Genomic DNA, 21,320 nt, shown 5'->3' with positions numbered 1-21,320 from the left:
AAGCGACGCGAACGAAGAGAGCGCCCTTGACGGCCCGGCACGACACGGAAGGACAGTGGACTGACGGGACGCCCCCGAACCTCCTCCGACGCCGGTCAAGTCGGACCCGTCCCCCGAAGCCCCCGCCCCACCCCTCCGACCCCTGTCCGGGGCTCACCCCGTACGCCTCGGGTCTGTCCCGCCCGGCCCCGGCCGTACGGTCGGGGGGCTCTACGCAGGCGTCGGCCGCGACAGGTCGGACCGCGACGGACCGGTCAGTGCCGGATCCGGCGCCGGGCCGAGGACGGCGGCACGCCGGTCGCCCTCCCGGGCAAGGGCCGGGCCGCGCAGGCGCAGGATCCGGGCGACGCCCAGGGCCTCCACCACGAACACCGAGGAGAAGGCGATCCGGTAGTCGTCACCGGTGGCGTCCAGCAGGATGCCCACGGCCAGCAGGGTCGTCATCGACGCGAGGAAACCGCCCATGTTGGTGATGCCGGAGGCGGTGCCCTGGCGCTCGGCGGGGTTGGCCGGCCGGGCGAAGTCGAAGCCGATCATCGACGCCGGGCCGCAGGTGCCGAGGACCACGCACAGGGTGACCAGCAGCCACATCGGGGCGTGGGTCCCCGGACAGACCAGGACCGAGGCCCACAACAGGGCGGTGAGGCCCACGGTGCCCAGGGCCAGCGGGATCCGGGCCGACTGGCGGCGGCCGATGAGCTGGCCGTAGAGCAGGCCGAAGCCCATGTTCGAGGCGACGACCAGGGTCAGCAGCCCCGCCGCCGTGGTCCGGGCCAGGCCCTGGGCCTCCACCAGGAACGGCATCCCCCACAGCAGCAGGAACACCATCGCCGGGAACTGCGTGGTGAAGTGCACCCACAGGCCGAGCCGGGTGCCGGGTTCCTGCCAGGCGTCCCGGATCTGGCGGCGTACGAAGCCCCGCCCCGCACCGGAGGCGGCCGGCGCCGGTTCGTACCCCTGCGGGTGGTCGCGCAGGAACAGCACCAGCGGGACCAGGACGACCAGGCCCGCCACCGCGCTGCCCGCGAAGGCGGGGATCCACCCGACGCCGTGCAGGACGGGGGCGAGGATCAGCGTGGAGACGAGGTTGCCCGCCATCCCGACCAGGCCCGCCAGCTGCGCCATCAGCGGGCCGCGCCGGGCGGGGAACCACCGGGTGCCCAGGCGCAGCACGGAGATGAAGGTCATGGCGTCACCGCAGCCCAGCAGGGCGCGCGCGGCCAGGGCCATCCCGTACGAGGGGGACAGCGCGAAGCCGAGCTGGCCCGCGGTGAACAGGACGGCGCCCAGGGTCAGCACCCTCTTGGTGCCGAGCCGGTCCACCATGAGGCCCACCGGGACCTGCATGCCCGCGTAGACGAGCAGTTGGAGCAGGGAGAAGGCCGCCAGCGCGGAGGCGTTCACGTGGAAGCGGTCCGCCGCCTCCAGGCCGGCCACGCCGAGACTGGTGCGGAAGATCACCGCAACGAAGTAGACGGCGACGCCGAGGGACCAGACGGCGACTGCCTTCCGGCCTCCCGGCGGGTCCCGCCAGACGGAGGCCGGAACCGGTTCAGCGGTCATGACGGCCCCGCACCAGCGCCTCGACCCGGCCCACGTGCCCGCGTACGGCGGCGGCGGCGGCCTCCGCGTCGCCGGCGCGCAGCGCGTCGAGGATCTCGGCGTGCTCGTCCAGCGTCCGCTGCACCCTCTCGGGATGGGAGTGCAGCAGGGCCACGCCCATCCGCAGCTGCCGGTCGCGGAGTTGGTCGTAGAGGCGGCACAGGATCTGGTTCCCGGCGCTGCGCACGATCTCGGCGTGGAAGCCGCGGTCGGCGGCCGTCATCGCGGCGAGGTCCCCGTCGGCGGCGTGCCGGCGCTGCTCCTCCAGCAGTGCGGCGAGCCGCTCCAGCAGGCCGGGCGGCGCCGGGACGGCCCGGCGGACGGTGAACTCCTCGACCAGCAGCCGGGTTTCGAGGACGTCGCTGATCTCCTGCGCGGAGACCGGCAGGACCAGAGCGCCCTTCTTGGGGTACAGCTTCAGCAGTCCCTCGGTCTCCAGGCGCAGCAGGGCCTCCCGCACCGGGGTCCGGGACACCCCGACGGCGTCGCCGAGTCCGCCCTCGGTGAGGAGGGTGCCGCCCTCGTAGCGGCGTTCCAGTACGCCCTGTTTGACGTGCTGGTAGACGCGGTCGGCGGCGCTGGCGGTCATGGTCGCGGCAGGCATGCGCACAGCATAGATACATGAGGTGTGCACACGTCTTGCCGTCCAGGATGCGGACGCAGGCCGGACGCGGCGGACCCCTTCCCCGCCCGGCTGCATCGAAGGATGTACCCCCGCTTCGTCCGCCCGCAGGACGTGGCGCGCCCCGGGCGCCGGGAGGCTGAGGTCATGGCCCACACCGCCCTCACCACACCCCCCGCGACCACGACGCGCATCCCCCTGCTCGACGTCCTGCGCGGCGCCGCCGTCCTCGGCACGCTCATGACGAACGTCTGGATCTTCACGGCGCCCGGATCCGAGTGGAGCGTGCTGCGAGGGGACCTGCCCGTCCCCGACCCGCTCGCCCACCCCTCCGCCGCGTCCGTCGCAGAATCCGCCTTCCGTTTCCTCGCCGACGGGAAGTTCCTGTCCCTGCTGACGATCCTGTTCGGGGTGGGCCTGGCCATCCAGTACGACTCGGCCGCCCGGCGCGGGGAGCCGTGGCCGGGCCGGTACCGGCGGCGCGCCGCGTTCCTGTTCCTGGAAGGGACCGTCCACTTCGTCCTCGTCTTCGCCTGGGACGTGCTGATGGGCTACGCCGTCACCGCACTGCTGGTCGCCTGGCTGCTGGCCCGCTCCGAGAAGGTGCGGCGGCGGGTGATGTGGGCCGCGGCCTCGGTGCACACCACCCTGGTCGCCCTGGTGACGCTGGCGGCCCTGGCGAAGCCCGACGCCGACGGGCCCGCGGCTCCCGGCCCGGAGGCCGTCCGGCTCTACGCCCACGGCGGCTACCTCGACCAGGTCCGCTTCCGCCTCGACCACGCCCCGGCGCTGCGCATCGAGCCCGTGTTCTCTTTCGGGCTCCTGGTCTTCCTCTTCCTCCTCGGGGTCCGGCTGTACCGTGCGGGCGCCTTCGCGCCGACCGCCGCGGGACGGCGGATCCGCAGCCGGATGGCGGCCTGGGGGCTGGGCCTCGGCCTGCCGCTGGGCGCCGCCGCCGCGCTCGGCGGCCCGGACTTCTTCGTCCTGGGCCGCTACGGCATCGCCCCGCTGATCGCCGTCGGGTACATCGGCCTGATCGGAGCCGCCCTCGACCGCTTCGCGGTGCCCGGGGCCGCCGCCCTCGGCTGCGTCGGGCGCACCGCCCTGTCCGCCTACGTCGGCCAGAACCTGATCTGCATGCTGCTCTGCTACGGCATCGGCCTGGGTCTGGCCGACCGGCTCGGCGGGACCGGGCCCTGGTGGGTGATGGGCCTGTGGGCGGCGGTGTCCCTGTTCCTCGCCGCCGGGTCCGCGCTGTGGCTGCGGCGCTTCGGGCGGGGGCCGCTGGAGGCCGTCCAGCACCGGGTGCTCAGGGCGCGGCGGTGACCTCCACCTCCAGGACGAACTCGTCGTACGGCGCCTCGTCCGGGTAGGGCGGCCGGATCTGCGCGAAGCGGATCCGGGCCCGGCCGCCCGGGCAGCGGCCCCGGACCAGGTAGCTGCGCTCGACGGAGGCTCCGGGCACCACCTGCGCCGGAGCGGGCACGGCCTCGCTCACCGACACCGCGTCCGCGTCACCGGTGACCTGCCAGGTCCACACGTATCCGCGCGCCCCGCGCCCGGTGAGCCGCAGCTCGTACGACTCCCCGGCGGCGAGGGCCACCTCGCGCACCTCCACGGCGCCGCCCTCCACGCTCAGGCGGGGCCGATCACCGGCCCCTCGTGCCAGCCCGCGCTTCCCCCAGACTCCGTCCGGGAGGTGCCCCCACGCCAGTAGTGCTGGAGCTGCCGGTCCGTGCGCAGGACGATGACCTCCAGGTTGAACCCGAAGCTGCCCTGGAGCATCCCGGTCACGGCGAGCACGTCATGGCCGAAGACGGCGCTGCGGCTCCAGGCGGCACCCGCCGCGTTGCCCCGCCACCAGTGCTCGACGCGGCCGCCGGCCACCGCCACGCACAGCTCGTAGTTCCCGGCGGTGTCCTCGTCGGCCGCCCCGTACTGCCCTTCGATCATGCACGGGGCGGAGGTGGCCGAGCCGCCGAACACCTCTCCGGGCCGCCAGGCGAAGCCGTTCGGGTCGTCGCGCCACCACAGCTGCATGCGGCCGTCCGTACGGGTGGCGACGAGGTCGAGGTGGCGGCCTCGGGTCTGCACGAGGGCCGGGCCGTAGTGGGCGATGCCCGCGGCGAAGCGGCCGCCGTCGTTCCAGGTCCAGGGGGCGCCGTTGATCCGCCACCAGTGGTTCAGGCGCCCGTCGGCGGTGCGGACCACCACCTCGAAGTTGCCGGGCTTGCCGTAGTCGCTCTGGATGAACGCGGGCGTCGAGCCGATGGCGGCGTCGCCCGGGCCGAAGGCGCCGCCGTCGCGCCAGGCCCCGCCGGACTGCTCGTAGTACCAGTGGCGCAGCCGGCCGCCGGTGGTCACGTGCAACGACTCCATGTTCCGGTTGTACGTGGTCCCGGTGAAGGCGGGCTGGCCGGAGGCGTCGTTCGCGAAGGCCGCGGCGCGGGCCCACGGGAAGGGGGCGTCGCCCTCGCGCCACCAGTGCTGGAGACGGCCGCCGGTGGTGGTGGCGAGCAGCTCGAAATTGCGGTGGGCGCGGCCGTTGCCGCTCTCGTAGACGTTGCCGGAGTGCAGGCGGCGTTTGGTCCACGGGTCGATGTTGGTGCCGCGCAGGCCGCACTTGGCCCAGTAGTCGATCTTCACCTCGCCGTAGGCGATCCGCCCGTAGCCGCCGACGTGGTAGCCCGTGCCCCAGGAGTTCTTGAACAGCCAGCAGCCCGCCGCGTCGTCGTAGCCGACGACGAGCACGCAGTGGCCGCCCGCGAGGTGGTCGCTGGTGCGGTGGTAGACACCGGAGCCGAGGCCGAAGAAGTCGTCGTACACGTCGAAGCAGGCCGTCAGCGGGCCGACGGTGTCGAGCCACACCTTCTGCTGCTCCACGTCGCCGAGGCGGACGTAGTCGGTGATCCGCACGGTGCGGCCGGAGCGGTCCCAGCTCGGCGTGTACGCGGCGCGCCAGCCGTCGCGGCGGTCGGCGGGGACGGTGGCGGGGGGCGGGGAGTACGGCCAGCAGTCCGGGTCGGCGAGACCGCCGTTCGCCTTGATCCAGTCGAGGGCGGTCTCCGGGTTGGAACCCTGCCCGCAGGTGAACTTGAGACCGTCGTGCACATCGCCCTCGGACCGCTCCGCCCAGACGTCGTGCTCGATCCGGGCCATGGACTCGACCAGTCCGGCGGCCCCGAAGGCCCAGCAGGAGCCGCACGGGTCCTGGTCCTTGACCTTGGTGATCCAGGGCCACCCCCAACGGCTGCGCCAGTCCACGGCGGTGGGGCGGGCCGCGGTGACCGCCGGGCCCCCGGTCGCGGGCAGCAGGCCGTGCGCCGCGCGGCGGCGGGTGAGGTGCGGATTGCCGCTCTCCCGGCCGATGAGCGCACGCAGGTCCACGCGTCCGGCGTCCTCGGCGCGGGTGAGGTTCGCCCCCGGTTCCAGGCCGAGCGAGGGCCGGGGCACGGCCTCGTCGTCGGCGAGACGTTCGATGACGGACCACCGCGCGCCCTGCTCCACGAGCCGCGCGCGCAGTTCCCCCGCCGTCTGGACAGACTGCTCCGGCATACCGGCCCCCCAGCTGGTCCACCTTGTACGGATGCGAGACCCGCGGAGCGTCCTCCCGGTGCAGGGGCGCGTCAAGGGGGTCCGCAAGGTCGCGCGGTCGCACGGTGGGGCGTACGGGCGCTCCGTATGCGCTGGTCACGGGCGGGGCGTGCGCCGGCCCCGGCGCCCGTGGAACGGGGCGCCGGGGCCGGCGTACGAGGCCTGGGTGGGCCTGTCGGGAGTGCTCGCTACTCGTCCGACACCACGGGAGCGGCAAGCTCCGGGGCGGCCGGGGTGACCGGGGCGGCCGCCGGCTGCTTGGGCAGGCCGGCCAGGTTGGGCGCGGGCAGGCCGCCGTTGGCCAGGAGTGCCGCGACGGTGTTGACCATGCCGGTCACGGCCTCGCCGGCCTTGGCCTTGGCGTCGGTCGAGCAACCGCACGGGCCGGCCGCCTTGAGGACGGCGTCGACGGAGACCTTGAGCTGGTCCACGGCGGTGGTGAGGAGGTCGACGCGGGAGACCGCGCGGACGGGGGCGACGGCCGGGAGGGTGACCGGCTTCATGGCCTCCGCGGGCGGGTTGACGGGCGCGGCCGGGGGCTTCACCGCGTCGGTCGGGGGCTTGATCGCATCGGCCGGGGGCTTCACGACGTCCACCGGGGGCTTGACGGCCTCGGCCGGAGGCTTCACCGCTTCCGCCGGGGGCTTCACGGCCTCAGCCGGAGGCTTCACCGCCTCGGCCGGGGGCTTCACGGCCTCAGCCGGAGGCTTCACGGCCTCAGCCGGAGGCTTCACCGCCTCGGCCGGAGGCTTCACCGCTTCCGCCGGAGGCTTCACGGCCTCAGCCGGAGGCTTGACCGCCTCAGCCGGGGGCTTGGCCTCTTCGGCCGGAGGCTTGACCGCGTCGGCCGGAGGCTTCACGGCCTCGGCCGGAGGCTTCACGGCCTCGGCCGGAGGCTTCACCGCCTCGGCCGGAGGCTTCACGGCCTCGGCCGGGGGCTTGACCGCGTCAGCCGGAGGCTTCACCGCCTCAGCCGGGGGCTTGGCCTCTTCGGCCGGAGGCTTGACCGCGTCGGCCGGAGGCTTCACGGCCTCGGCCGGGGGCTTGACCGCGTCAGCCGGAGGCTTCACCGCGTCGGTCGGGGGCTTCGCCGCGTCCGCCGGGGGCTTCGCCGTGCCTGCCGGGGGGTCCACCTCGTCCGCCGGGGGCTTCGCGGGGAAGCTGACCGGGAGCTTCGGCGCGTCCGCCGCGGGCGGCTTGGCCGCCTCGGCCGGGGGCTTGGCCGGCGTCTGCGGCGTCGCCGGAGCGGCAGCCGGAAGGGTCTTCCTCACCTCGGCGAGCGCCGCCTCGATCTTCTCCTTGTGCGCGGCCAGATCCGCCTCCGGCAGCTTCCCGTCGGGCGACTTCAGCACCTCGCCGAGGAAGTTGGTCACGGGCTGGATGAACGCGCTGATGGCGCCGAGGGACTGCACCTGGGTCTGGAGCGCCTCCGAATCCGGGATGGCCTTCGGTGCCGCCGGGGCGGGCGGACGCTCGGGTGTGCCGACGGCTCCGGCGAGGCCGGTTGACGCGCCCAGCAGGGTGAGGCAGAGGGCAGCGGGGAGGGTGTAGCGGGTGAAGCGACGCAACGTATCTCTCCTGTCTGTGACAGCGGGGGTGAGGACGGCACGTCCGGATCCGGACGTGCCCCAGTCCACTCACAGACAGCTCGTCACCGGCCGCAACCCGAGACTGTCCCGCACCCTCGGCAAACAGGCGGCGCATCCGGTGGTCCGATGGCTGTGACCTGCACGGATCGCTTCACCCTTCGGCTGTGCTGCACCCTCGTGACCTCCACCCCGGCCTGCCCCCCTTGGTCAGGCCGGAGTGGAGGAGCGCTCCGCCCGCCGGTCGGCAGGGATTCGGCCGGTGCGCCCGGCGGGGGCCAGGCCCCACAGGGCGAGGCCGATGGCCAGCAGGAACACCCCGCAGGCCGCCTCGAAGGCGAAGGCGTACCCGCCCGTGGCGGCGGCCGGATCCCCGGCGGCCAGCAGGGTGGCCGTACGGGCGTCCGCGGCCGAGGTGATCAGCGCGAGGCTGATGGTCGGCCCCGCCAGGATGGCCGTGTTCACCACGGCCCCCGCGAGGGCGGACTGCTCCTCGGGGACCCCGCCGACGGCACCCACGACGGCCGCGGACATCAGCGTGCCGATCCCGGCCGACAGGATGACCAGGCCGGCGAGCACGGTCGGCGTCGAGCCCGTACGCATCCCCACGCCGCCGATGAGGAACAGCCCGGCGGCGATGACCGCCAGTCCGCCCACGGCGACGGCGCGGACGCCGAGGCGGGCGACGATCCGGCCCGCGACGAAGCCGACGCCGAGCAGCATCGCGCTGTACGGGACGAAGGCGAGGGCGTTCTGCAGTGCCGAATAGCCCCGTACCTGCTGGAAGTAGAGGGCCAGCAGGAAGGCGGTGCTCGCACCGATCGCCGGACCGAGCAGGGCGCAGACCAGGGCGGTCGCGCGGCGCCGGGACGCGAGGAAGGCGAGCGGCAGCAGCGGGGCCCGCACCCGCTGCTGGGCCGTGACGAAGACCGCGAGCAGGAGGGCGCCCAGCGCGAGCGGGGCGAGGACCTGCACGGCGGCCCAGCCGTGCGGGCCGACCATCACGAAGCCGTAGCCGAGGGTGGAGAGCGCGAGGGTGGCGAGCACCGCGCCGAGCAGGTCCACCGGGACCCGTACGGGCGGGTGGCCGGCCGGCAGCGCCCGGGGCGTCAGGGCCAGTACGCCCAGGGCGACCGCCGCGAGCAGTCCGAAGCTCCACCGCCAGGACAGCCAGGCCACGAGCGCCCCGCTGAGCACGATCCCGACGGCGGCGCCGAGGCTGGCCAGCAGGCCCCACCGGGCCAACGCGGTGGCGCGGGCCTTGCCTTCGGGGAAGACCACGCGCAGCAGTGCCATGGCGGCGGGGGCGGCGAGCGCGGCCCCGCACCCCTGGAGGAAGCGGGCGGTGAGGACGGTGTGCGAGGTGGGGGCCAGCGCCGCCGCGAGGGAGGCCGCGGCGAACAGGGCGGTGCCCCGGGTGAAGAGCCTGCGCTGCCCGACCCGGTCGGTGAGCCGCCCGCCGAGCAGCAGCAGCCCGCTGAAGGCCAGTCCGTAGGCGGCGCTGTCGAGGATGAGGTCGATCCTGCTGAGGCCGAGCTCCCGCGCCATGGCCGGACCGGCGGCGAACGTCACCGAGACCGATGCGTTGAGCAGCAGCTGCACGGCGCCGAGGAGCGCGAACCGCACCCGGGTGGTCCGCGGGGCGGCGGCGGCCGGGGCCTCGGGGAGTTCGTCCATGCGCGCAGTCTGGCAGCAGCTGACACGAGCCGTGCGGGGCCGCGTGCCAGTCCGTCAGGTCGGCCGAAGTCGCCCCGGCCTACGACTCCTTGGGCAGCAGCACCACACGGCTGCCGTGCAGTTCGCCCGCCTCGATGCGCTGGTGCGTACGGGCGGCCTGCGACAGCGGTACGCGCTCCACGGTGCGGGCGCGCAGCCGGCCGTCGGCCAGGAGCCGGTTGATGGAGCCGGCCGCCTCGGCGAGTTCGGCGGTGGTGGCGTGCGAGATGACGAAGCCGACGACGGCCCCGTCCTTCATGTAGAGCGGCCCTGCGGGCAGGGCGGGCCGGGTGCGGGCTCCGGCGAGCAGGACGATCCGCCCGCGGTGGGCGAGCACCTCGACGGCGCCGGCCAGGTCGTTCGTACCGGAGGTGTCGACGTGGACGTCGATGCCGCAGGGACTGAACTCACGGATCCGGACGGACAGTTCGGGGTCCTTGTAGTCGAACACGGCCTCGGCTCCGAGCGAGCGGCAGTACTCGGCGTCCCGGGCGGCGGCGGTGGCGACGACCCGGGCGCCCGCCTCCGCGGCCATGACGATGAGGGCGCTGCCCACGTTGCCGGCGCCGCCGCCGACAAGCACGGTCTCGCCGGGGCGCACCCGGCCGTGGGTGAACAGGGCGAGATAGGCGGTGCCGGCGGGGTGCAGGACGGCCACCGCCTCGGCGGCGTCCACACCGGGGGGCAGGTGGTGGAGGCGGTCGACGGGGACCACGGCCCGTTCGGCGGCGGCGCCCTGCCGGCCGCCGTGGCCCAGGCTGTTGCACCACACGCGGTCGCCGACGGCGAAGCCGGCGGCGCCGGGACCGGCGGCCACGACGGTGCCCACGAGGTCGCGGCCGACCACGAACGGGAACTCGACGGGGGTCCGGAAGAGCCCGGACCGCACGAAGGTGTCCACCGGGTTGACGGACACCGCCTCGACGTCGACCAGGACGTCCGTCGGACCGGGGGTCGGTGGGGCCAGCTCGCCGTAGCGGATGTTCTCGGCGGGGCCCAGTTCTTCGATGAAAGCTGCACGCATGGTCCGATCCTCCCCACGCCGGTGGCGATCGGGCACCGGGCTCGTGCCGGTTCCGTCAACTCCGCGCCAGGCGGGTACCGGGTGTGTCCGGGCATGCCCGAAGGGCCGCTACGGGGGTGTGAGCGGCCCTTCGGAGAGGGGGGGTCGGCCTGCCGGATCAGAGGGCGGCGTCGGCGATGGCGCGGGTCTCGCGGATCTTCGTGCCGAGAGCGCCGAGCAGCTGCTGGAGCAGCTCGATGGTGGTCTCGTCGGTCAGGTTGCCGTTCTCGTCGAAACGCTCGTGCGCGCGGAAGATCTGCAGCTCGGGCTTGCCGACGACCTTGGAGTCGGTCCACAGGAACATCTGGCGCAGGGCGAGCTGGGCGCGGACGGTGCCGAAGTTCGTCGGTGCGGCGCCGGCGATCGCGACCGGCTTGCCGGTCAGCGAGGAGTCCAGGGCGGGGCGGCTCGCCCAGTCGAGGGCGTTCTTGAGGACGCCCGGGATGCCGTAGTTGTACTCGGGGGTGGCGATGAACAGGCCGTCCGCCTCGCTGATGCGGCGGCGCAGGTCCAGGACGGCGGCCGGGGCGTCCTGGGTGTCCTGGTCGGTGTCGTAGGGCGGGATGTCGCGCAGGCCCTCGTAGATCTCGATGGCCAGGTCACCGGGGGCGTGCTTCTGCGCGGCCCGGACCAGGGCGCTGTTGTACGAGGCCGCGCGCAGGCTGCCGGAAATGGCCAGGATCTTGAGCTCGGGCATGAACTGTCCTTCCGCAAAGGTGACATGCGCAGCGAATGCCGTACCCGGCAGGCCCCTGCGAGGTGAACGTCGGTGAATGAGCAGGAGTCTGGGCGCGCGGGGCGGGCGGCGACAACCGTGCGGGGCGGTATCTGTCAGCTAGTGCACGGGGACCGGGGGGCCGGCACTTGATCCGCACAGGACCGTGTGCAATAAATGAACTGAACTGTATAGTTCACTGAAGCCGAACACGACGGCCCTCACGACCGCGTACGACGAGAGAAGGCATGATGACCACCCTCGACTCCGTTATCGACACCGCCGCCGCGACGCGTTCGGTGGTCGACGTCCTCCAGCCCGTCCACACCCTGGAGGGCGAGGGCTTCCCGGTCCGCCGCCCCTTCCCCACCCCGCGGATCCCGCAGCTGGACCCCTTCCTGATGGTCGACCAGGTCGGTCCCGTGGACCTCGGCCCGGGCGAGCCCAAGGGCGCCCCCGACCACCCGCACCGCGGCTTCGAGACCATCGCGTACGTCCTGCAGGGCGACATCGAGTACGCGGACTCCACCGGCAACCGCGGTGTCGTGCCCCCCGGCGCCGTGCAGTGGCTCACCGCGGGCGCGGGCGTCGTGCACTCCGCGCAGCCGACCGACGACTTCCGCGCGGCCGGCGGCCTCCAGCACAACCTCCAGATCTGGGTGAACCTCCCGGCCTCCCTCAAGGGTCTGCGCCCGCGCACGCAGAACCACGGCGCGGCGGACATCCCCGTCGTACGCACCCTCGACGGCTCCTGGTTCAAGGTCATCGCGGGCACCGCGATGGGCGTGACCGGCCCCTTCGACACCCAGGTCCCGGTCACGGTGGTCCACGCCTCCCTCGCCCCCGGCGGGAGCGCGCGGCTCCCCGCGCCGAAGGGCCGCAACGCGGCGGTGTACGTCCTGGCCGGCAGCGCCTCGGTGGCGTCGAGCCCACTGGCCGACGGCGAGCTGGCGGTCCTCGCCGACGACGGCGAGAGCGTCCGCGTCGAGGGCGGGCCGGTCGGAGCGGACCTCCTCTTCCTGACGGGCGAGCCGATCGGCGAGCCGGTGGTCCGCAGCGGGCCGTTCGTCATGAACACCCACGAGGAGATCGAGCAGGCCTTCGACGACTACGCGGCGGACCGCCTCGGCCGCTACGAGGACTGAGCCGGTGCCACGGGCCTTCCCGCGGGGCCCGTCAGCCCGGGAAGAGCGCCGCCAGCGAGGTGAGGATGGCCAGGGCCGGCTGGGCGATGTCGGCTCCGGCGGCCAGGAGCGTGCGCAGGCGCTCCAGGCGGGTGGCGGCGGCCGGCGCGTCCGGTTCCGGAGCCGCGGCCAGGCGGGCCAGGGCGTGGATGGCGTCCGCCGCCTCCTCCCGGTCGCCCTCCGGCACGTCTCGGCTGCTGAGCACGAGCTGGAGGAGGCGGGTGAGCTCGTCGCCGCCGGAGACCGCGGAGTAGGTGTTCTGGAAGTCCCGTACGACCGTGTCCTGCGGGCGGTTGACGAACGTGGTGTTCTCGCCCTGGAAGTAGAAGTTCTCCGACACTCCGGCTCCTGAGATGACGACGACGTTGGCTGCGGCGGGGACGGCCGGGCGCATCGCGGCCTTGATCGCGGCCTCGGCCCCGCGGACCGCGGCGAAGGCGGCCGCGTCCGCCGCGCGTTGACTCTCGTGGTGCTCGGCCGGCACGGCGGCCAGGACCCGGCTGACACCGCCGAAGAGGGACCGGAAGTAGGCCGTGGAGGTGTGCTCGACCGGGAAGACGATCTTCTCCGCCTCGGGGACCGGGCCGTCGAGCGCGTGGAAGAAGACCAGGCAGGGGAGGCGCTCGGGTGCGATGCCGAGCGTGGCGGCGACCTCGTACGCGCCCTGCGGATCGTAGGGGGTCCAGCGCAGCCAGCGCACCGCGGACAGCACCCGGTACAGCTCGGGCTCCAGGTGGCGGCGCCAGTACTTCCTGGCCGCGGCCCGGCCCGCCCGCCGCTCCACGGCGAAGACCCGGGTGGCGGGGCCGGACAGCACGTTCAGGTCGTCGAAGTGGGTCCGTACGTACGTGGCCAGCTCGGCGTCGGCACCGGTGTAGAGCAGCACTCCCCACAGGCGGGGCCTGCCGTCGGGGGCCGCCGTGGTCTGTGCGAGCGGGAGCCAGCCGAGCAGCTCTTCCGCGGTGGCGGCCGTCCCCATCTCGTACATCGCGAAGGGCGGGTGCTCGACACAGAGGACGACCAGGTCCCCGTCGGCCAAGGCGGTCCCGGACAGGAGCAGTTCGTCCGGGAGGCGGTCGTCGGTCTCCGCGTCGGTCAGCCAGACGTCCACGATGCGGTCCGGGCCGAAGAGCGAGTGGCCCCGGGGCCCGGGATCCGGGGCGAGGGGCTCGGGGGCCGCGGCTCCCCGTCGGCGCGCCTCGTCCAGGCAGCGGTCCTTCAGGGCGCCGACGGTGAGCAACCCGGCGTCGGGCACGGAGATCTCGAAGATCCCCCCGTGCATCCGCCGGTCGAGGGCCCGCCACCGGGCCAGGCCCGGGGCGGGGCCGTCCCCGCCGGGTTCGCCGCCGCCGGGCCCACCCGGTTCCCGCTCGGCCGGCTCGTCCTCCCCGGCCCGCTCGGGCGCGAAGCCCCGCCTCACCGTGTCCGAGAGGATCCAGGCCGCCCGGCCGCTGTACGTGCCGTGCCGGACCGCGGTCCAGTCACCCTCGCGGACCACGACGTACAGCCGCATGCGCACCTGCCCCCTCGGCGGTCAACTCCCCGCCGCAGGTTACTCCTTGACCCCGTACTGGTTCAGGAACATGTCCACTCCGCCCTGCACCAGCCGTTCCGCGAGGTCCGCGTCCAGGGCCGTGCCGTAGACGCCGTAGACCAGGTGCGGGGAGAGGACCAGGCCGGAGAGCTGGAGCACCGCCAGCTCCATGTCCGGGATGCGCAGCAGCCCGCGCCGGTCGAGCCGGCCGAGGGCCGCCGCCAGGGCCGCGTGCTGGCGGCCGGGGCCCTCCTCCTGCCAGGTGGTGCCGAGCTCGGGGAAGCGGTGGCGCTCGCCCGCGATCACGTTGCGCAGGGCCAGGACCTCCGGCGAGGTGAGTCCGGCGACCCAGGTGCGGCAGGCCTCCAGCAGGTCGGCGCGGACGTCGTCGGACTCGGCGAGCCTGGCCTGGATCACCGACTGGGCCACCTCCAGCGCCTCGTCGAGCGTCTGCCCGATCACCGCGTTGAACAGGTTCTCCTTGCTGCCGAAGTGGTTGTAGATGGTGACCTTGGAGACGCCCGCCTCGGCGGCCAGCTGGTCCACCCCCGCCCCGAAGCCCTCGCGCAGGAAGACCGTGCGCGCCGCCTCCAGGATGGCCTGGCGCTTGCGCGCGGCACGCGCCCCCGTGGGGACGGGCTGGGGGGCTTCGTTGGTGCCGGTCCGTGCGCTCATGTCGATCCCTACTCCTCGGCTGCGGGCTCCAGTCTAGATCCCAACTGAACTGTACCGTTGCGTTCAGTTGAACTGAACTGTATGGTTCATCTAGCCGAGGCGCCGAAAGGGGCGCACCAGTACGGCAGTTGAAGCATCCGAACACGCAACAGGAGGACCCACCCATGAGCGCCACCCAGACTCCCCTCTTCCGGTCGCGCGCCCAGGTCCGGGTCGACGCCGCACCGGCCGAGGTCTACGCCGTCGTCAGCGACCTGGCGCGCAGCGGCGAGTGGAGCCCCGAGTGCCTCGGCGGGGAGTGGAGCTCCGGCGCCCCGGGCGCGGTCGGCTCGGTGTTCCGCGGCGAGAACGAGCGCAGCGAGGACGTCGTCGCCTGGGCGCCGGTGGTGCGCGGCAAGTGGACGACGTACGCCGAGGTCGTCGCCGCCGAGCCGGGGCGGACCTTCCAGTGGGCCATGCACAACAGCTCCGGCGAGAAGCAGGACAGCGTCTGGGGCTTCTCCATCGAGGCGGACGGCGAGGGCAGCCTGCTCGCCCACCACTTCCGGATGGGCTCCGCCACCGAGGGGATCCGCGGGATCACCGCCGAGATGGACGAGACGCAGAAGCAGCAGTTCTTCGCCGAGTGGGGCGAGAAGGTGGCCGGCGACCTCGCCCGGACCCTGGAGCGCATCAAGGCCGTCATCGAGAAGGACCTCGCCGGGCAGCCCGCCTGAGCACCCGCCCCACCCCGTGACCGACTCCACCGCAAGGGACCCCAGAGAGGCTAGACGATGATTCTCCAGCGCATCGGGAACAAGGGCATCCGGCTCGGAACGCTCTTCGAACGGGCTGCCGCCAAGCACCCGACGAACGTCGTGATCCTCGATCACGACCTGGACATCGCCCCCTCACTGGGGCGCCGGGCGACCGTGGCCGAGGTCGCCGACCTGATCGACGACATCGCCTCCCGGCTCTGGGCCGCCGACGTCCGCCCCAGCCGCCGCGTGGTCGTCTACAAGTCCGACGGCTTCGACATCACCCTGCTGGCCTGCGCGGTGGCCCGCATCGGCGCGGTGCCGGTGCTGCTGTCGCCGAAGCTCGACGGCGAGACGGTCGCCGAACTCGTACGCCGTACCGACCAGCCCTACCTGATCACCGACCAGAACAAGCTGGAGACCGAGCTGCCCGCCTCGGTCTTCGAGGAGGCCTCGCAGGTCCTGCTGACCTCCGGCAGCTACCAGCAGGCCACCGAACTGGCCTCGCTGGCCGGCTCCCCCCGGGTCCCGGCCGTCACCATGCCGCCCGAGCACCCCACCCTGATCACCCACACCTCGGGCACCACCGGCACCCCGAAGCTGGCCGTACACACCGGGGCCACCCTGCAGGCCCGCTACCGCCCGCAGGCGGCGATCGCCAAGCCGCTGCTCCCGGGCCGCGAGACCATCGCCATGCACGTCTCCTTCGTCCACTCGCGGCTGATCACCGCCCTCGCCATCTCCCTCTTCCGCGGCTTCCCCATCGTCGTCCTCGCCGATTCCGACCCCAAGCACGCCGCCGACCTCTTCGCCCGGCTGCGTCCCGGCATCCTGGAGGCCCACCCCAACTCCTTCATGGAGTGGGAGGAACTCGCGGACGACCCGCGCGGACCCCTGTCGAACGTGAAGCTCTTCAGCAGCACCTTCGACGCCATCCACCCGCGCACGGTGCAGCGGCTGCTCGCCGCCACCCGGCGCAAGGGCGCCGTCTTCGGCCAGCTCTACGGACAGAGCGAGATCGGCCCCGCCGTCGCCCGCTCCTTCTCCAGGCGCCGCGGGCTCGACGCCGACGGCCGCTGCGTGGGCATGCCCTTCCCCGGCATGACCGACGTCCGCGTCGTCAGCCGCAACGGCCTGCCGCCGTCCGAGACCAACCCGGGCTTCATCGAGGTACGCAGCGACGGCCGGATCGTCACCTACCTCGGCGAGCAGGAACGTTACGACAAGCAGGTCAACGACGGCTGGTGGCGCATGGGCGACGTCGGCTACCGCACCAAGTGGGGCTGCGTGCACCTGCTGGACCGCGAGGTCGACCTGATCGAGGGATTCGGCTCCACCCTCGCCGCCGAGGACACCCTGTTCACCCGGCTGGAGGAGCTCGCCGAGGTCATCATCATCCCCGACGAGACCGGCCGGGCCGTCCCCGTCGTCTGCACCAAGGACGACAAGCCGCTCGACCCGGAGGCCTGGAAGGCCGCCACCGCCGGCCTCCCCCCGATGGCCGACCCCGTCCAGTGGCGCCAGTCCGACCTGCCGCAGACGGCCACCACCAAGATCAAGCGGCTGGAGCTCGCCCGGCTGCTCACCGCCGGCGCCCCCTCCCCCGCCGGCATTGAGGAGAAGGTCTGATGTCGAAGCTGATCATCGTCGGCGGCGGAATCGGCGGGCTGGCCACGGCCCTCGCCGTCGCCCGGCAGGGACACCGCGTCCTGGTCCTCGAACGCGCCCCCGAGTTCGCCGAGATCGGCGCCGGCATCCAGCTCGCCCCCAACGGCCTGCACGCCCTGGACCGCCTCGGCCTCGGCGAGGCCGTCCGCTCCACCGCCGTACGGATGGACGCCCTGCGGTTCATGGACGGGGTCACCGGGGAGCACGTGGTCAGCATGGACCTGACGGAGCGCTACCGCGAGCGGTTCGGCAACCCGTACGCCGTCGTCCACCGCGCCGAGCTGCACACCACGCTGCTGGAGGCCTGCCGGGCCGAGGACGCCGTGGAACTGCGCAGCGCCGCCGCCGCCGTCGGCTACGAGCAGGACGCGAACGGCGCCACCGTCCTCCTGGAGGGCGGCGAACGCATCACCGGCGACGCCCTGATCGGCGCCGACGGCATCCACTCCGCGATCCGCGCCCAGCTCGTCGGCGACGGCGCGCCCCGCAACTCCGGGATCACCGTCTACCGCGCCGTCATCCCGATGGAGCAGGTCCCCGCGGAGCTGCGCCACCTGACCTCCGTGACCTGGTGGACCGGGCCGGGCTGCCACTTCGTGCACTACCCGATCGCCGGCGGCAAGTACCTCAACCTGGCGGCGAGCAGCGACAACAAGGCGACCGAGATGCTCGCCGGGGTCCCCGCCACCCAGGGCGACATCCGCCGCGAGTTCGCCTCCCTCGGCGAGGACGCGCAGCGCCTGCTCGCCCTCGGCGAGGGCTGGAAGTCCTGGGTCCTCGTCGACCGGGACCCGGTCGACACCTGGACCGACGGCCGGGTCGCCCTCCTCGGCGACGCCGCCCACCCGATGCTCCACTACGTGGCGCAGGGCGCCTGCCAGGGCCTGGAGGACGCCGTGATCCTCGGCGACCTGCTCGACTGCTCCACTGGTGAACTCCCGCAGCGCTTCGAGAAGTTCAACGCCGACCGGCGCGAGCGCACCGCCCGGATCCAGCTCCTGGCCCGCGAGAGCATCAAGCTCTGGCACACCTCCGGGTCCGCCGCCGGCGACCGCAACGCCGCCCTGTCCGCCCTCACCCCCGACCAGCTCCACGACTACGTGGCCTGGATGCACGGCGCCCGCACGACCGGCGAGCCCACCGGGATCACCGGCACCACCGACCGAAACGGAGTCCAGCGATGAGCGTCCACCAGGGCCGGATCCAGGTCGCGATCATCGGCGCCGGACCGCGCGGCCTGTCCGTGCTGGAGCGCCTGTGCGCCAACGAGCGGCAGAACCCGGCCCACAGCGCGGTCACCGTCCACGTGGTCGACCCCTCGGCCCCCGGCGCCGGCCAGGTCTGGCGCCCCGACCAGTCCCAGCACCTGCTGATGAACACGGTCGCCTCGCAGATCACCGTCTACACCGACGACAGCGTCCGCACCGAGGGCCCGATCGAGCCCGGCCCCAGCCTGTACGAGTGGGCCCAGGCCATCGCCGCGAACGGCGATGCGGACGGGGCGACCCTCGCCGAGGCCCGCCGCCTGGGACCGAACACCTACCCCACCCGCGCCTTCTACGGCAGCTACCTGAGCGCCACCTTCGAGCGCGTCGTGCAGGGCGCCCCGGAGCACGTCACGGTCGAGGTGCACCGCTCCCGCGCCGTGGCCATGGCCGACACGCACGGCACGCCCGGCGGCCGGCAGGGCGTCCGGCTGGAGGACGGCACGCGGCTCGACCACCTCGACGCCATCGTCATGGCGCAAGGGCACGTACCCGCCCGGCTGACCCCCCGCGAGGCGAAGACCGCGAGCCTCGCCCGGATCCACCACCTCACCTACGTCACGCCCGCCAACCCCGCCGACCTGGACCTCAAGGCCGTGAAGCCCGGCGAGAACGTCCTGCTGCGCGGTCTCGGGCTGAACTTCTTCGACCACATGGCGCTCTTCACCGCCGGGCGCGGCGGAACCTTCGTCCGCGGCGAGGACGGCCGCCTGGCCTACCGGCCCTCCGGCAACGAGCCGGTGCTGTACGCCAGTTCCCGGCGCGGCATCCCCTACCATGCCCGCGGCGAGAACGAGAAGGGCGCGTACGGCCGCTACCTGCCGCGGCTGCTCACCCCCGAGGCCATCGCCGGCCTGCGTGCCCGCTCCCGGGGCGGCGAGGGCATCAGCTTCTCCGCGGACCTGTGGCCGCTGATCTCCCGCGAGACGGAGAGCGTCTACTACGGCACCCTGCTGGAGACCCGGGGCCGCGGCGACGAACGCGAAGGCTTCACCACCCGCTTCCTGTCGCTGGAGAACGAGGAGGACCGGGCCTCGCTGCTGGACGTCCACGGCATCGAGGAGGAGCAGCGCTGGGACTGGGAGAAGCTCTCCCGTCCGTACGGCGACCGTGAGTTCACCAGCCGGGAGGACTTCCGGCAGTGGCTCGTCGGATACCTGGAGCAGGACGTCGCGCAGGCCAGGGCCGGCAATCTCAGCGGTCCCCTGAAGGCCGCCCTGGACGTCATGCGCGACCTGCGCAACGAGATCCGCCTCGCCGTCGACCACGGCGGACTGGACGGCGATTCGCACCGCGACGACCTGGAGGGCTGGTACACCCCGCTGAACGCCTTCCTGTCCATCGGCCCGCCGGCCTCCCGCATCGAGGAGATGATCGCCCTGATCGAGGCGGGGGTGCTCGTCCTGACCGGTCCGGGGACCGAGATCCGCGTCGACACCGCCGCCGGCGACCAGGCCACCTTCGTCGCCAGTTCCCGCACCGTCCCGGGCCCGGTGGTCCGCGCCACCGTGCTGATCGAGGCCCGCCTGCCCGAGCCCGACCTGCGGCGCACCGACGACCCGCTGCTGCGCCACCTGCTCGACACCGAGCAGTGCACCACCTACCGGATCGCCGGGTCCGACGGCACCAGCTACGAGTCGGGCGGCCTCGCCGTCACCGAGCGCCCGTACCGGCTGCTCGACGCACGCGGCCGCGCCCACCCGCGCCGGTTCGCCTACGGGGTGCCCACGGAGTCCGTGCACTGGGTCACCGCGGCCGGCATCCGCCCCGGCGTCGACTCGGTCACCCTCGGGGACTCCGACGCGATCGCCCGCTCCGTCCTGGCCCTTCCGGCCGCGGCCACGGTCCCCTCCGGGGTCGCCCCGCTGCCCGCCGAGACCGACCTGACCGGGGTCCTGGTATGAGCTCCCTGCCGCGCCAGGACCTCCTGACCGACGCCGGACTGCTCTCGCCCGTGCGCGCCGGTACCCCCGCCGAGGAGGCCGTGTCCGACCTGGCCTGGCTCCAGGCCATGCTCGATGCCGAAGCCGCCCTGGCGCGGGCCCAGGCCGCGCTCGGCACCCTCCCGCAGGAGGCCGCCGACGCCATCACCCGGGCGGCCCGCGCGGACCGGCTCGACCTGCGGGCGCTCGCCCTGGCCGCCCGGGAGACGGCGAACCCGGTGGTCGGCCTGGTGCAGGCGCTGACCCGGGTGGTGGCGCAGGAGGACCCGAAGGCCGCCGAGTACGTGCACCGCGGCTCCACCAGCCAGGACATCCTCGACACCGGAGCCATGCTGGTCGCCGACCGCACGCTGCGGCTCGTCCGGGCCGACCTCGGGCGCACCGCGGCCGCGCTGGGCCGCCTGGCCGCCGAGCACCGGGACACGGCCATGGCGGGACGGACCCTGGCCCTCCAGGCCGTGCCCACCACCTTCGGGCTGAAGGCGGCCGGCTGGCGGCAGCTGGTGCTGGACGCGGACGAGCGGCTGGCCCGGGTCCAGGAGGGCGGTCTGCCGGTGGCGCTCGGCGGGGCCGCCGGGACGCTGGCCGGGTACCTGGAGTACGCCCGCATCGACCACGCCGGCGGGCAGCCCGAGCCGGGCGCCTACCTGGACCGGCTGGTGGAGGCCTTCGCCGCCGAGACCGGACTCGCCCGGCCCGCCCTGCCCTGGCACGTGCTGCGCACGCCGATGGCCGACCTCGCCGCGGCCCTCGCCTTCACCGCGGGCGCCCTCGGCAAGATCGCCGTCGACGTGCAGAACCTGTCCCGCACCGAGGTCGCCGAGGTCGCCGAACCCGCCGTGGCCGGCCGCGGCAGCTCCTCGGCCATGCCCCACAAGCGCAATCCGGTCCTGAGCACCCTGCTGCGCAGCGCCGCCCTGCAGGTGCCGGTGCTCGCCACCGGGCTGGTGCAGTGCCTGGTGTCCGAGGACGAGCGCTCGGCAGGCGCCTGGCACGCCGAATGGCAGCTGCTGCGCGAATGCCTGCGCCTCGCCGGGGGCGCCGCCCACACCGCGGTCGAACTCGCCGAGGGCCTGGAGGCCCGGCCCGGGCGGATGCGCGCCAACCTGCTGCTGACCGGCAGCCGGATCGTCTCCGAGCGGGTCGCGGCCGTGCTCGCGCCGCAGTTGGGCAAGGCGGCGGCGAAGGAGCTGCTGACCCGGGTCTCGGCCGAAGCCGAGGAGAGCGGACGCCCGCTGCACGAACTGCTCGCCGGGGAACCGCTGCTCGACGGGCGCTGGAGCAGGCAGGAGCTGGCGGCGCTGTGCGACCCGGCGACGTACACCGGGGGCGCGGGGCCGCTCGTGGACCGGGCACTGACGCGGCGGGGCTGATCTTTCGAACGACTCGGCGGGGCCGACCCATTGAGCGTGACTG

The 21,320-nt window shown here is 73.8% G+C and carries 17 protein-coding genes; 7 read left to right on the top strand and 10 right to left on the bottom strand.

All coding sequences use genetic code 11. The annotated features are described in order from the left end of the window. Positions 1-210: 210 nt before the first annotated feature. Together ABZ128_RS27465 and ABZ128_RS27460 are read right to left on the bottom strand one after the other, a co-directional pair. Positions 211-1,563: an MFS transporter gene (locus ABZ128_RS27465; protein WP_356851582.1), complete on the bottom strand. Its 1,353-nt coding sequence runs from the start codon at positions 1,561-1,563 to the stop codon at positions 211-213. Further along, positions 1,553-2,206, bottom strand: coding sequence for a GntR family transcriptional regulator (locus ABZ128_RS27460; protein ID WP_356851581.1), 654 nt, complete (start codon positions 2,204-2,206; stop codon positions 1,553-1,555). Before ABZ128_RS27460 ends, ABZ128_RS27465 begins: the two co-directional genes overlap by 11 nt. Before the next feature lie 165 nt (positions 2,207-2,371). Between ABZ128_RS27460 and ABZ128_RS27455 the strand changes: the two genes are divergently transcribed. After that, positions 2,372-3,550, top strand: a complete 1,179-nt coding sequence (locus ABZ128_RS27455; protein WP_356851580.1) for a DUF418 domain-containing protein — start codon at positions 2,372-2,374, stop codon at positions 3,548-3,550. On the opposite strand, the gene ABZ128_RS27450 is transcribed toward ABZ128_RS27455, so the two are convergent. The 6 genes from ABZ128_RS27450 to ABZ128_RS27425 all read right to left on the bottom strand — a co-directional run bounded on the left by ABZ128_RS27450 (position 3,534) and on the right by ABZ128_RS27425 (position 10,880). Further along, positions 3,534-3,842: a protease inhibitor I42 family protein gene (locus tag ABZ128_RS27450; protein WP_356851578.1), complete on the bottom strand. Its 309-nt coding sequence runs from the start codon at positions 3,840-3,842 to the stop codon at positions 3,534-3,536. The genes ABZ128_RS27455 and ABZ128_RS27450 overlap by 17 nt on opposite strands. 17 nt (positions 3,843-3,859) lie before the next feature. Continuing rightward, on the bottom strand, positions 3,860-5,779 hold the full coding sequence (locus ABZ128_RS27445; RefSeq protein WP_356851576.1) for a C1 family peptidase: 1,920 nt from the start codon (positions 5,777-5,779) through the stop codon (positions 3,860-3,862). 227 nt (positions 5,780-6,006) lie between these two features. Beyond that, positions 6,007-7,386 carry a hypothetical protein gene (locus ABZ128_RS27440; RefSeq protein WP_356851574.1) on the bottom strand — a complete coding sequence of 460 codons (1,380 nt, stop codon included), beginning with the start codon at positions 7,384-7,386 and terminating at the stop codon, positions 6,007-6,009. A 228-nt stretch (positions 7,387-7,614) separates the two neighbouring features. Continuing rightward, positions 7,615-9,081, bottom strand: coding sequence for an MFS transporter (locus tag ABZ128_RS27435; RefSeq protein ID WP_356851572.1), 1,467 nt, complete (start codon positions 9,079-9,081; stop codon positions 7,615-7,617). A 79-nt stretch (positions 9,082-9,160) separates the two neighbouring features. Next, positions 9,161-10,144 carry an NADPH:quinone reductase gene (locus ABZ128_RS27430; RefSeq protein ID WP_356851571.1) on the bottom strand — a complete coding sequence of 328 codons (984 nt, stop codon included), beginning with the start codon at positions 10,142-10,144 and terminating at the stop codon, positions 9,161-9,163. Positions 10,145-10,301: 157 nt separating this feature from the next. After that, complete coding sequence (locus ABZ128_RS27425) at positions 10,302-10,880, bottom strand: NADPH-dependent FMN reductase (RefSeq protein WP_356851570.1); 579 nt, start codon at positions 10,878-10,880, stop codon at positions 10,302-10,304. A 269-nt stretch (positions 10,881-11,149) separates the two neighbouring features. On the opposite strand from ABZ128_RS27425, the gene ABZ128_RS27420 reads away from it, so the two are divergent. Further along, positions 11,150-12,043: a pirin family protein gene (locus tag ABZ128_RS27420; RefSeq protein WP_356851568.1), complete on the top strand. Its 894-nt coding sequence runs from the start codon at positions 11,150-11,152 to the stop codon at positions 12,041-12,043. A 31-nt stretch (positions 12,044-12,074) separates the two neighbouring features. On the opposite strand, the gene ABZ128_RS27415 is transcribed toward ABZ128_RS27420, so the two are convergent. After that, entirely contained in the window at positions 12,075-13,595 is a 1,521-nt protein-coding gene (locus tag ABZ128_RS27415; RefSeq protein ID WP_356851566.1) for a hypothetical protein, read from the bottom strand. A 39-nt stretch (positions 13,596-13,634) separates the two neighbouring features. After that, positions 13,635-14,291: a TetR/AcrR family transcriptional regulator gene (locus tag ABZ128_RS27410; protein ID WP_356851564.1), complete on the bottom strand. Its 657-nt coding sequence runs from the start codon at positions 14,289-14,291 to the stop codon at positions 13,635-13,637. Positions 14,292-14,455: 164 nt separating this feature from the next. Here ABZ128_RS27410 and ABZ128_RS27405 point away from each other — a divergent pair, with 164 nt between their 5' ends. From ABZ128_RS27405 to pcaB, 5 genes are read left to right on the top strand one after another with little or no spacing between them, the layout of a single operon-like run. Next, positions 14,456-15,007, top strand: a complete 552-nt coding sequence (locus ABZ128_RS27405) for an SRPBCC family protein (RefSeq protein ID WP_356851562.1) — start codon at positions 14,456-14,458, stop codon at positions 15,005-15,007. Positions 15,008-15,064: 57 nt separating this feature from the next. After that, positions 15,065-16,657 carry an AMP-binding protein gene (locus tag ABZ128_RS27400; RefSeq protein WP_356851561.1) on the top strand — a complete coding sequence of 531 codons (1,593 nt, stop codon included), beginning with the start codon at positions 15,065-15,067 and terminating at the stop codon, positions 16,655-16,657. Beyond that, the gene (locus ABZ128_RS27395) at positions 16,657-17,880 is read left to right on the top strand and encodes an FAD-dependent oxidoreductase (protein ID WP_356851559.1); all 1,224 of its coding nucleotides are present in this window, start codon (positions 16,657-16,659) and stop codon (positions 17,878-17,880) included. The genes ABZ128_RS27400 and ABZ128_RS27395 overlap by 1 nt, the downstream gene beginning before the upstream one ends. Continuing rightward, positions 17,877-19,865, top strand: coding sequence for an FAD/NAD(P)-binding protein (locus tag ABZ128_RS27390; RefSeq protein WP_356851558.1), 1,989 nt, complete (start codon positions 17,877-17,879; stop codon positions 19,863-19,865). The genes ABZ128_RS27395 and ABZ128_RS27390 overlap by 4 nt, the downstream gene beginning before the upstream one ends. After that, positions 19,862-21,277 carry a 3-carboxy-cis,cis-muconate cycloisomerase gene (gene pcaB, locus ABZ128_RS27385; protein ID WP_356851557.1) on the top strand — a complete coding sequence of 472 codons (1,416 nt, stop codon included), beginning with the start codon at positions 19,862-19,864 and terminating at the stop codon, positions 21,275-21,277. The genes ABZ128_RS27390 and pcaB overlap by 4 nt, the downstream gene beginning before the upstream one ends. Positions 21,278-21,320: the final 43 nt, after the last annotated feature.

The sequence above is a fragment of the Streptomyces sp. NPDC006326 genome (genome assembly GCF_040612915.1).
Lineage (GTDB): Bacteria > Actinomycetota > Actinomycetes > Streptomycetales > Streptomycetaceae > Streptomyces.
This window is presented reverse-complemented; position numbering and strand designations above follow the sequence as displayed.